Here is a 12,264-nt window from a genome sequence, read left to right as displayed (position 1 = left end):
TCCCTTCATTCTCCTCCCTTCCATGTTGGCTCAATATCGTTCTGGTTGATCCAACCCGCCCGGATAGCTTCGCCGGACATGAATCGCTCATAAAAATTCCGCGATCGCTCTTCAGCATATATATATCGATCGAAGACCTCCCCGTGTCCTAAAATCCTCGGGTCCTCCTCTGCTTCCAGTTCGGTTTTTAGCGTTTCGTATAGACGGGCCTTCAAATCGTGATACTGCCCGTCCTTGGCAAGGTTGTTCAGGCAGTCCGCATCTGCGGAAACATCATACAATTCTTCGCTGGGTCGCATACCGAAATTCAATTCCCAAAATGCCGGTGCTCCGTGATACCTCCGTTGATTAAGCACGAAGCTCTTGGTCGGCGACCCATCGGTATTCAGGTATCCCGTTTCCGGATTTCCAGCTGGCCAGCGTTGGGGCTCGAAATTCCGCAAATAAAGGTAGCCGTCTTTCAGGATGCCCCGGATGGGATACCCCCAGTCATGCGGACGGCCCACATCGTGCCTTTCTTTGCCGATGACCATATAATCCCTTGCATGCCGGTCTTTCCGGTCTTCCAAAACCGGCTTCAGGCTATTGCCCTCGAACCTGGCCATACCACTGCCGGCGGTATCAACCCCAGCAACATCCAAAAACGTCGGTGCAAAATCAGTGAAACTCACATACTGTGCATACCGGCGGCCGGGATGCTGAATGCCATTCTTCCACATGATGGCTAGCGGAAGATGGTTCGAACGCTCATACGCCTGCCCTTTGATCCGCGGAAATGGCATCCCATTGTCAGCCGTCACCACAATCAGTGTGTTATCCAATTCGCCGGTTTCCCTCAGAATATCCAATATCTGGGCAAGTTGCCGATCGAAATGCTCGATCTCATAGGCATAATCCAGCAAATCCGTGCGGACTGTATCGTGATCCGGCCAAAAGCCATACACGTCATCGATCTCATTCGACTGCTTTCCTCCTTTTGCCTGTCCCGAGCCGAACGTATACGGCCTATGCGGCTCCAATGCCCCGAACCAAAAACAAAATGGTTGATCCTCTCCTTTGGTTTCCAGGAACTCCCGAAAGTTTGCTGCGTAATCGATCGGCGAAATCTGTTTGGTAGGCGGGGTCAATTTATGCGTGTTGAAGGCCGGTCCCAATAACTCGCGGCGGCGGCCGTCCACTTCTCCCGGTTCTCCCGGAGCCCAGCCCTTGCCCGTGAAACCGATCGCATAGCCGTGACTGCCCAACACCTCCGCATACGTTTTGAACGTTGCTGGAAAATACGGAGCATGGTTGGCGGCCTCTTTCAGTTGCCATGAATTCCGCCCAGTCAGTAAACAGGAGCGTGAAGGAGCACACTTCGCATTGGGTGTGTAGGCCCTGTCAAACAAAATCCCTTCACGAGCGATCTCATCAAAAGCAGGTGTCTTAATCCAACTTGTACCATAAGCACCCGTATGCGGAAAGGATTGATCGTCCGCAATGCAAATCAGGATGTTCGGACGTCTTGTTTGCTTAGCTGGCGTTGGTCCGCATCCAAAGGTGACTCCAGCAAGCAGTCCGATGAAACAACTAATTTTAAGGATCGCTGCCCTTTTATTTTTTGATTGATTCATGGTATAGTCGATTGTATTTCTGAAACCCGATCTCTTCACCTTCCAACATGCGCAAGTACTCCTGAGGGTAATTGTATTTCACCCATTCCAACACATTGACCGCTATCGGGAAATCTGGAACGAAAACCGATGTATCCGGTAATGATGCCGCCTCATGCTGCCTGAGCAATTCCCTTAGTTTTTCCAATTGGGCATGGCTGCCGGGATCCTCAGCTAGGTTATTCAGTTCATAAGGGTCTTCCATCAGATCATACAACTCTTCCGCTGGTTTCGTCGGCATGAAAAACAAACGCGCCTCGCCACCCAGCTCATTTCGCCATAGCATCCTCCTCATCGAATGCAGCGCTGGCCTATAAAATTCGAGATAAGCCTGATGGGCGTCCCATGGTACTTCGGGCATGTCGTTGCGGATATATTTGAAACGCGACGAAGTCAGGCTTCTCGATTTGTCCATCACCTCATCCCATAGGTCGCGTGCCGAATACACATATTCGCGTGAAAAATCCGCTTGCATCACAGACGAACCATCCAGGTATGCCGGCATTTCGGCATCAGCCAAGGCAAGTATGGTGGCCGTAAGATCAAGCGTGGATACGACCTCTTCGCGGACCGCTGCTTCCCGGATTCCCTGTGGCCAGTGAATAATCAGGGGAACGTGAATACCCGAATCATGCAAATACCCCTTGCCCCGGATATTGCAACGGCCATTGTCACCAATAAAGATAATAACGGTATTTTCATACAGCCCCTTTCTTTTGAGGCTTTGTATGAGGTTTCCCACCTCGGTATCCATATATGCGATCTGATCGAGGTATTTAGCCCAATCCAATCGGTTTATGGCATTGTCGGCAATGTATGGCGGAAGGACCACCGAATCCGGGTCGGTAGGCGAGGCCGATGCTGCACGGATCTCATCCCACCAATCACCGCGATGGGTCACATCCAACTGGATTTGGCTAAAAAATGGCTGATCTTCCGGCAATAGCTCATCGTATTTATCAAACAGTCCAAAATTTTCCTTCCCGTCCCATTCACCCAACGGAGAGGTCTTGAAATTGCAATCGATCTTTCTGCCCTTCCCTTTAACCAGATCATTGCCCAGCACACATGTATAACCCGCTTCCCGCAACCAATAAGTGAATGGCTTGACGTCTTCAGGAAGCGGAAGTTGCCGATTGCTCCGATGGTGAGCGGCATTGATCGCCGTCTGGTGTACCCCTGTCAGCATGGCGGACCTACTGGGTGAGCATATCGGGCTAGTCGCAAAGCAATTGGTAAAGCGCCATCCCGATGCCGCCAGTTGATCCAAATGAGGTGTTTTGGCTGCTTCCATGCCGTAACACGATAAATCCAGCGACATATCCTCCGCCATCAGCCAGATGATATTGGGCCGCTGTTTCTGCTGTGGCGCCTCCGCGGCCCACAGCACAGACTGCGATAACATCCCCAAAAAAACAACGGCTATTCGCTTGAATTGCATCATAATGGGTTTTGGACTAAATTGGGGTTTAACGTCATTTCGTTTTCGGGGATTAGGTGAACAATGCTTTTTTACGGAAACAGTCAACACATCAAGTACTGTTTCATACCCCTGCAAATCATGCGCTTCAAACAATTGTGAACCGGTTAAGCCCGCTCGCTCCCTAAGGATATTGACCAGCCGGATGGCCTCCTCGGCTCTCCCGTCCCTTGCGCAAATTTCGGCTTTTATCAAATACATTTCCGCAAGGCGAATGACCACAGGTGAGGATAACATCTGAAGGCGCTTTCATCGTCATTTGCTAAACGGTGACAAAGGGTGGGTTCGGGAAGGTAAATCATTGCCATCTTTTAGCGAATTGGTTAGCATGTCTGGCATCCTTCGATAAGGCTGGTACATACCATGACAAACTTAATGAAAATAACGAAGTTTCCAAATGAAATTAAAACTGCCACCTCGCCTGCAACCGGATATCCGATCGCCGATTGCCAGCAATCACGTCCAACCCGCTGCCTACTTCCTCCACGTTCCGGTAGATGAACATCGCATACCGCATCCAGATATCCATTTTACGTCCGATGCGGCAACGGAGGTTGACATAGGTACGGATGCCGTCGTTGTGATAGAGCGGAAAAGAACTGGCGTAGAGCACATCATTTTCATATGCGTAGATACGCGAATTATAGCCCGGGGTGCCAAACACCGCTAAGCGCACATTCCCGCTCAGCCGTCCGCTCATCGGTTTGCAGATCAGGTCCTGATAAGCCATCCACCCCACTTCGGTCGAGTCGCCCTCCTTGCGGTAATGCGACAGCTCGACACGGCTGCGCATGCTCCACGTATCGTTAAGTTTATATTGACCGGCCAGGCGCACCTGTTGGCGCACCACGTCTACAACAGCATCATAGGGCAATCCCAGCGATGCGTTTTCCTGCCGCTGCCGATAGCGGTACCGAACCGATACATTCGCCTTTTTGTACCAGGTATGGGTAAACTGGGTGAGCAAATCAAGCCCCGAAGAGGGCGCATCTACGCGGTAGCGCAGCCAGGGGAACCGAAAGACGTCCGTATACAGCACCCACTCCACCGCCCTGCTCGGATGGTAGACTAATCCCGAATAAAATCCGCGTTCGTTGGCAGCGGCGCTGCCTTCGGCAAGGCCCTGATTGAAAAACGAATGGTAGTCGCGCTGATAATGACGGTGGAGCAATGCCAGGGAGAGGTGGGGATGCAAGGACGCCATCAATCCATTGAGAAACGCAACACCGCTGCCTACGCTGTGGGCGGCCTCGCCGAAAAGATAGATTCCACGCCAAGAATGATTATAGTAAAGGCTGGTGTTCCACAGTGCATTTCCACGAAAAGCATATTGATTGCGCAGGAGAGCTGCCGGGTCGATGACCGCGTCATAATGGGTATGATAAGCCGTGGCTCCTATCCGCAGCCGCCGGTGCTGGTACTGCATATTGGCACCATATACCCACTGCTGTATCGCGCGACGATTGTCCGCTTCCGTCGGCGTGCGATGCAATCCCGTTTGGCCGAGCGACCCGACGATCGCGGTGCCTTCCGCGAGGTGGGATACCGCGCCGTCCAACTGCCGCCAGGAGAAAAAAGGGGTCACCGATACGCGGCCGAACCCAATGGTAGCCGCCCCGCCCCGCAAAAACTGCACTTCATTGGAAGACGTATACGGACGCAGTCCCGTCGCCTGCTTGGCCACGCTCTGGATCATCGACCCTTTGCCGAAGCTTACCCCATTCCACATGGCCAGGCCTTGCCCGAATTGCAGCGCATAGTCACCGATTACCGCATCCCTTACCCGGCCTTGGTTCCGGATGTACAGGCTGCCCGAATAAAAATCGAACCCATGCCGTTGCGCGCCGCCGAAAAATGCTTCGCCAGCATCCTTCTTCATATTGAGCGCCACGCGCAGGTCTTCGGTGTACTGATACCGGTAGCGGACAAATAACTGGTCCGGGCTACCCAGGTAGCGCGAGCGGCTCGTGTCAGTGATGGCGTATCCCTGCCGCTGTTGCAGGGTACGCCCGTACCGGGTCATCAGGTCATGTTCGCCTTCGTGCAGCAGCTGACCCACACGGACACCGGCCAACGTGCGAGAAACACCTACCGTGACATAGGGCAGCAGTAAACGGAGCAATTCGGCATCCAGTCCTTCGATCGTCTGTAGCTCATGTACGTCCACCAACTTGCCCGAGCGCTCGCGGTGCGCCAACAGGTTGTCGATAAACAGCTGCGGCACGAATTGCAGTTCCTGTAATTCGCGGCCATCGGTGCGGTTGAGGTCAATGGGATGACGCCGATAGCCATCCAACCGCTCCGCCAGCTCGGAGAAATCGAAATCTTCCGCCAGGTCCTCGGCGACAAGCTCCGTCAGCCGTTCTACCAGCAAATCCGGGTCCGTCTGTGCCCGGACACTGCCCGCCAGCAGCAGTCCTGTGATCGATAGGATGGCAAGGCTAGAACGCATAGCCAATACCCACTTGTGGTGATGTACCGAGATGCGGATGGAACGTGGCCGCGGCGTCAAACAGAAACCGATGCCAACCCACGCCAAAGCCTGCATGCTGCTGCATCGGATTGACGGAAAGGCCACCCCGCAGGTGAAATACCTCCCCCAAGCCGTATTCAACACCGAAATGCCCGCCTAACGTGCCCTCCAACCGATATATGGCATCAGCCGTCACGGTCACCTGCGCCATGGGATAACTGCCCCCCAACCGCATGTAGGCGGGAATGACGCCATATACATCCTGCCCGTAGGTGGCATTGCCGACGTTGGTGTACTGAAATCCGATGATCGCACCCTCTTCAAAACAGTACTGCGCGCCCATATCGACCGATAAGGAAGCGGTGCTCAGGTAATTCGGAATGTAAAGCTGATGGTAACTGGCAGACATGCCCAGCGCCAGGGATTTTCCGAAACGCTTGGCATAGGCAAAACCCAGCTTGATATCGTCATACGCATCCGCTAATCCATATCGATACGCCGACACCCCGAACACTCCCAAACGGGTGGGCACGGCTCCTAAGGCGACCTGCGTCGTGATGTCTGTCGCCAAGAAATGATGCTGGTAGTCTATGTTGGCGGTGGTGCGTACCAATCCCACCAAGCCTGCCGGATTTGCGGTCATGCTGTAAATCCCCTGAAGGGCGGTGCCCGTATACCCCATGGCTTGATAACGCGGACCTAGGTAGGTTTGGGCAAGGCTTTCATAGGAGATCAGGAGGAGTATGAGACACCTTCCAACCATGGGAGGTGAAGATAGGGAAAAAAGTGAAAAGTGAAAAGTGAAAAGTAAAAAGTAAAAAGTAAAAAAGAATGCAGACAACACGTTTTTCAGTGTCGTCTGCATTCTGCTTATTACGTTACACTTGGTAGTACTGTTCCCAGCCTTTGCGCGGCGGGGGACCGACCAATAGTTGATTGGCCAATTCATTGTTGGTGATGACCTCTCGTTTCCGGTCAAATGCTAACTTGGTGTTGAGATGCTGCGCCATCACTCCCAGGGAGAACACCTGGCTTAGCGGTCCGGATATCTCAAACGGTGAGCGGGTTTTCTCCTCGCCCTTGCAGGCTTTCAGGAAGTTGGCAAAGTGGTTAGAGGGACTTGCGGGCACCTCCGGCAATTGGGAAGCCATGTCTTTGGCCTTCTCTTCGGGAATAATGGAGAGCGTACTGCCATGCGAACCGCCCTTGAAGGTAAGGTCCTTGCCGTAAATGATCTTGCCCGGATTCAGTTTCACCGGCTCGAGCTTGCCCGTGCTGGGCGGCGGAATGTTGGGATCAAGCCCGGATACGCCATACCCTTCTGGAATGGGCGGCAGGTTGTCCAACCCGTCGTACCAGGTGATGTCAAGTGCCGGCATGCGCCTGCGTTTCGGAAACCGGAAGACAATGGTGGACGACATGGGGAAGAAAAAGTCGTTATGGCCCGTGGCCTTGGTGCACTCCACCTCATAGGGCAGGCCCAAATCAAGAAACTCATGCGCCGTATCGATGATATGCGCACCCCAATCGCCGAGTGCCCCCATACCGAAATCATACCAGCAACGCCACTGTCCGTTGATAAAGTCCTTATTGTACCCGTGCTGCTCGGCGACCGCCGAATGCCATAGGTCCCAATCCAATGTACTGGGGATGGGCTCGGCCGGGGGGAAAGACTTGATGTTGGGATCCCATCCATGCCAACGCCGGGGAGAATTCATGTGGGCGGTGATGGCCGTCACATCCTTGATGATACCGGCCTCTTTCCAAGCCTTGAACTGGAAATAATTGGCATCGGAGTGTCCCTGGTTGCCCATCTGGGTCACCACTTTACGGTATTTTTTGGCAGCCTTCATCATCAGTTGCACTTCATTGAATGTACGTGCAAGCGGCTTCTCAACATACACATGTTTGCCCAACCCCATCGCATGCATGATAATGGGAAAATGCGAATGATCGGGAACACCAATGGAAACCGCATCAATCTCATTACCCATTTTATCGAACATTTGCCTGAAATCCTGGAAACGCGGCACATCTGGAAACTGCTTCAACACCTTTTCGGTGTGCGGGGCGCCCATATCCACGTCGCACAGCGCGACAATATTAGCCAGTCCGGTTGCGTACAGTTCGCCGATGATCTCACCACCCCGATTTCCGATGCCTATGCATGCCAGGTTTACGCGCTCATTGGCTCCGGCCAGCCTGGGTTTGGCCATTAACAGGCTTGGCGCAACGGCCGCAGCAGCTGATGCCAGCATCGCCTGTTTCAGGAAAACCCTTCTCGAATATTCATTCCTCTTCATTATAATTGATTTTATCGATTTGAAACTAATTGATTAGCGGCATCGTCCTTTAGGCCGATGCATCCACCACGCCCTTGAAATAGCCTACACTTTCGGCGAGTCCGGCCAGCGGATCTTGCATGTCTTTCTCAAATTCCAGGCTGCACTTTCCGGCATAGCCTATTTTGCGCAAGGTCTTCACAAATTTGGGAATATCGATGACACCCCGTCCCAGTTCGCAGGTACTCCCCTCTTTCGTAGCTGAGGTGACATTCTTGAGGTGAATGTCGAAAATCCGGTCCCGGTACCGCTCGAGGTCCTTGATCGGATCCTGGCCGTCCCGCATATTATGCCCCATATCAAAGCACAGTCCCATGCGCGGATCCAACTCCTTTATCAGCTCATAAATACTGGTGGCATTGGGGTATAATTTATCTTCCGGCCCGTGGTTATGCATCGCGTAGCGGATGTCATATTCGGCGGTTTTATCGGAGATGTATCCCAGATCCGCTTTATTCGGTATCCCGATCATGAGCTTCACGCCCACGCGTTTCGCATATTCGAATGCGTTGTCGATCTCGGTTTTGGACTTGGTCATATAGATGGGTCCCACCGCATAACCGGTCACCCCTGATTCTTCCAACGTTTGGTGAAATGCTGCGATCTCGGCCTCCGTGCTGGTCAAGGGCAGGTGAAAGTCTTTGATGCACAGGTAGTGCACATCCATGCGCTTCATCATGGCCAGGGATTCTGCCAACTTGAATTTCACGAAGCTATAACCGGCGATGCCGAGGTCAAATTTATCCTTATGCTGGGCCTTATTACGGTCGATTTGGTTCGCCCACGCGATGGGGGTACCCAGGGTTGCTGCGGCTGTCGCACCGAGCAGCCCTTTCTGAATAAATGTTCTTCTTGTTTCCATCAATTATTAAGTTTTTACTAACATATTGGTTGTATTTATCAAATCCGATTTGCATCGGGACTTCACTACGTCTTGGCCCCGATTTGCATCGGGACTTCACTACGTTCAGCTTTTTCCTTATATTAGCCCGATGGACCATAAACGAGCTACGATTAAAGATATTGCTTTCGAATTGAAGCTCTCTCCTTCTACTGTTTCGAAGGCGTTACGGGACCACCCCAACATTGGTGAAGTGACGAAGGAGCGTGTCAAAAAGCTCGCCCAGCGGCTTCATTTTGTGCCCAATCAAACGGCAATCCGCTTCAAACAGCAAAAATCGTTTACACTTGGCATCCTCATACCGAGCATGCTCGATCACTTTTATGTGGCTGCCGTCGAAGGTTTTGAAAAATTTGCCTATGACAATGGTTATAACGTGATCATCGGTCAAAGTCATGAAAGCCTCCAACGGGAAAAAGAACTGCTCCTGACGATGCAAAGCAACCGGGTCGACGGGCTGATCATCGCCATATCCCGGGAAACCGTCGACACCTCCCATATCAGCGAATTTGTTTACGCCGGTACGCCCATCGTCTATTTCATGCGCAAGCCCATCAATGAAGACTATCATTGTGTGTGCAGCGATGTATACACGGGCGCGATCGACGCTGTTGCTTACTTTGTTTCCAAAGGCCACCGACGGATCGGTTTTATCAACGCGTCTACCCATTGGACCACCAGCCGTGACCGATTCCTCGGCTATCGGGATGGGCTGATCCAATACCATATCCCTTTTGACAAAGCTTTGGTGCAAGAAAGCGACTTCGCCCAAGAGCATAATTTCCTCGCCATGCGCCGATTGATGCAGCTTGATCGTCCGCCTACGGCCGTGCTGTGTTTCAAAGACCAGGTCATGCTTGATGCGCTGAGCTGCCTGCGCCAGGAGTTTCCCTCAAAGGCCGACTCCGTCGAACTTATTGGCTACGGCGCCAATCCCATGATCCAGTACCTCGAGCGGCCACCGCTCGCTTCACTCAAAGAACGGCCCGTTGACATCGGGCAAAAAGCAGCTTCATTGTTATTGGACTTGGTCAATCATCCACAACTGGAATACGAACCTCAATTGATTAAATTTCCTTGTGAATTACAGGTCTTTTCCGCTCACAAGCAAAAGTAAAGAAAGCCGCCTTTCCGAAACATCATTGGCTATAAAACATCTTCCAATGCGGTAAAAAGCGTTAAAAAAAGTGCGTTTTTGATGCGCTTCACTCGATGTACCTGATTTTTCGGCTGATGGTCCACAATCGGTTAACGCAGGAGAATTTCATCGACAAAAAGCCAGGAAGGGTTACCCGCCGCGGGGTATCCGTTTGGTATCGGTAAAAAGGGTGCTGCCTCCACCCGCAAATACCGGATTTTCGTGGCCTGCCGCATCGGGGTGCTGATCAAGCGGATCGGTGAGACCTGCTCCGGCTTATCAAGCACAGGCTCGTATCGACTAAGCAGCTGTGCACTCGCAGAATCTGCACCTCCCCATATCTCCACCGACTTGGGCGGATAGATATGGCTGCCGTAATCCTGTTTGACGCTGATCGAAACGGTGTCCGTGCGGATTTCGGTGTCAAAATGCATGGAGGCGACCATTCGTTTCCCATGGTACCCCAGCCATTTTCCATCGGCTGTGTTACCGCTTCCGCTCTCCAGATCGGTGAGCGCAATGGCTTCCCGACCCCGGAATCTCGGGTCCGGGCGATCGGCTAGGTAAGTCCGATCAGGCGTATAGGCAGCTCGATGGAAGACCTGCGTAACCTCCCTGCTTGACAGCCAGCCGGACTTATATCCTTTTACACGGATGACCGCCGGATGATCCAGGGTAAAGGGTTCCTGATAAACCAACGCATGTATACTATCCGGCTCCCTGCCATCCAAGGAATACCGCAACTCGACGCCTGGTATGGGATGCTCCAGGGTCACCTGGGCCTTATCCCGGAAGAAACTACTCTTGGGTGTGATCAAGGGGTCATTGAGTACCAGCATCGTCTTGCCGTCATCTACATACCCCGTTTCGAAGACGATATGCCGATGTTTTTGCCGAAAGGCGGTCAATGCATCGGCGCTGACAGGGGTGTTCCAGCTATATACGGCCTGCAGCTTAGGGGCGGCCACCAACTGGGTAAGACCGGCTTCGGTCATCTTGGTGCCGCTCACGCTCACGGAACGCAGGTTGGGAAGCGCTCCTATGGCATCACCCCAAGAGTCGTCTACCGGAGTATCATTGACGATCAGCTCTCGGAGGTTGACAAACGTTTTCAATGCGTCCCGGTCAGCTGCCGACAGCGGCATTCCGCTCAGGGTCAGGGAAACCACCTGCCGTTCAACGGGGGCCAGTTCTTTCAAAGAACCCTCGGTGTAGAATGCCTTTCCAAAAAAGCTCACGGCCAGCGCGGGTGACGCGTGAGCCACCGGTTTGACGACCCGATAAGGGGTATTCAAGCGCGCGATCGCCTCCTCGTCAGCGGGCGGAAAATCGTAAGTCTCCTCGGCGGGGCTACCGTAAATGGCCAGCGCCAGCCGATAGACCGAGTCGTCCGTAGGCACCGCCGACAAAGGCATATTGAAGTCGGCACCCGAGGCGACCCACGCCTGCATCAGCGCCAGTTCATCCGCGGTCAGCTGTGGCTTGCCCTTGGGCGGCATCCGGTGTTCATGGTCGATATCCAGCAGCAACCGTTCGATGATGAGGCTTTCCGTCAGCGAACCTTTCACCAATGCGGGACCGCTCTCGCCTCCTTTCAGCAGGCCCGCGGTATCAGCCAATACGAGTCCGCCTTTGGTCTTGCTGCCGCCGTGACAACTCAAGCACTTTGCTTCCAGGATGGGATAGATCACATCCTGGTATACCATGGCCGTCTGCACATCCAGCTCCTTTCGCTCGTCTTGCCGCAGCGGTTCGAACAGGTAGTCTTCTCCGTGTGTCAATGCAGCCCCATAATGGCCCGCCACCAGCAGGATGACCAAAGAGAGGCTCAGTCCGGCGAGAAAGACCCGCCGATACCGATCCGTTTGATCACCCGTCCGCTGATGATGCCACAGCAGTACCGCGGCCAGAAAGCATACCGCCACCCCCATCCATTTGTGCCACAGGAAACCGCTGCCTTCGTATCCGCCTTCTTTGGCCAGCAGCAAACCGGCAATCACCGTGATGGCGGCCGTCCACGCGCTGGCCAGCAGCAAGACATAGACGATCCGCCTAGCGGCGACCGGCGAAAAGTACAGCCGGCTGCCAAAGCAAGCCGACACCCAAGCCAGCACCAATAACACAATCGGAAAATGCAAGAGCATCGGGTGGGCACGTCCTACCACCTGCAATGCCGCCGGGACGGCCACCCTGTTTTCAAAAAACAGCAGGAAAACAATGAATGAAAGGAGCCCGATCAGCGCATTCAGCAGTACCGTATGGATTGATTTCATTCCCC

General features: G+C 53.2%; 8 protein-coding genes. 1 reads left to right on the top strand and 7 read right to left on the bottom strand.

Features of this window, described 5'->3' with window-relative positions:
• Nucleotides 1–5: 5 nt before the first annotated feature.
• The 6 genes from ACMGDE_RS06785 to ACMGDE_RS06760 form a co-directional block, all read right to left on the bottom strand.
• Nucleotides 6–1,613, bottom strand: coding sequence for a sulfatase family protein (locus ACMGDE_RS06785; protein WP_436832014.1), 1,608 nt, complete (start codon nt 1,611–1,613; stop codon nt 6–8).
• Nucleotides 1,594–3,369 carry a sulfatase family protein gene (locus tag ACMGDE_RS06780; protein ID WP_436832013.1) on the bottom strand — a complete coding sequence of 592 codons (1,776 nt, stop codon included), beginning with the start codon at nt 3,367–3,369 and terminating at the stop codon, nt 1,594–1,596. Before ACMGDE_RS06780 ends, ACMGDE_RS06785 begins: the two co-directional genes overlap by 20 nt.
• A gap of 166 nt (nt 3,370–3,535) precedes the next feature.
• Nucleotides 3,536–5,584, bottom strand: coding sequence for a hypothetical protein (locus ACMGDE_RS06775; protein WP_436832012.1), 2,049 nt, complete (start codon nt 5,582–5,584; stop codon nt 3,536–3,538).
• Nucleotides 5,574–6,368, bottom strand: coding sequence for a PorV/PorQ family protein (locus tag ACMGDE_RS06770; protein ID WP_436832011.1), 795 nt, complete (start codon nt 6,366–6,368; stop codon nt 5,574–5,576). Before ACMGDE_RS06770 ends, ACMGDE_RS06775 begins: the two co-directional genes overlap by 11 nt.
• A 115-nt stretch (nt 6,369–6,483) precedes the next feature.
• Nucleotides 6,484–7,908 carry a Gfo/Idh/MocA family oxidoreductase gene (locus tag ACMGDE_RS06765; RefSeq protein WP_436832010.1) on the bottom strand — a complete coding sequence of 475 codons (1,425 nt, stop codon included), beginning with the start codon at nt 7,906–7,908 and terminating at the stop codon, nt 6,484–6,486.
• 49 nt (nt 7,909–7,957) lie between these two features.
• Nucleotides 7,958–8,809: a sugar phosphate isomerase/epimerase family protein gene (locus ACMGDE_RS06760; RefSeq protein WP_436832009.1), complete on the bottom strand. Its 852-nt coding sequence runs from the start codon at nt 8,807–8,809 to the stop codon at nt 7,958–7,960.
• Between the two features lie 130 nt (nt 8,810–8,939).
• Here ACMGDE_RS06760 and ACMGDE_RS06755 point away from each other — a divergent pair, with 130 nt between their 5' ends.
• Nucleotides 8,940–9,965 carry a LacI family DNA-binding transcriptional regulator gene (locus ACMGDE_RS06755; RefSeq protein WP_436832008.1) on the top strand — a complete coding sequence of 342 codons (1,026 nt, stop codon included), beginning with the start codon at nt 8,940–8,942 and terminating at the stop codon, nt 9,963–9,965.
• Nucleotides 9,966–10,096: 131 nt separating this feature from the next.
• On the opposite strand, the gene ACMGDE_RS06750 is transcribed toward ACMGDE_RS06755, so the two are convergent.
• Nucleotides 10,097–12,259: a c-type cytochrome domain-containing protein gene (locus ACMGDE_RS06750; RefSeq protein ID WP_436832007.1), complete on the bottom strand. Its 2,163-nt coding sequence runs from the start codon at nt 12,257–12,259 to the stop codon at nt 10,097–10,099.
• Nucleotides 12,260–12,264 lie beyond the last annotated feature (5 nt).

The organism is Parapedobacter brassicae (assembly GCF_051400755.1).
Classification (GTDB): Bacteria; Bacteroidota; Bacteroidia; order Sphingobacteriales; family Sphingobacteriaceae; genus Parapedobacter.
The sequence above is the reverse complement of the archived record's forward strand: the minus strand, read 5'-3'. Positions and strand labels throughout refer to the sequence as shown.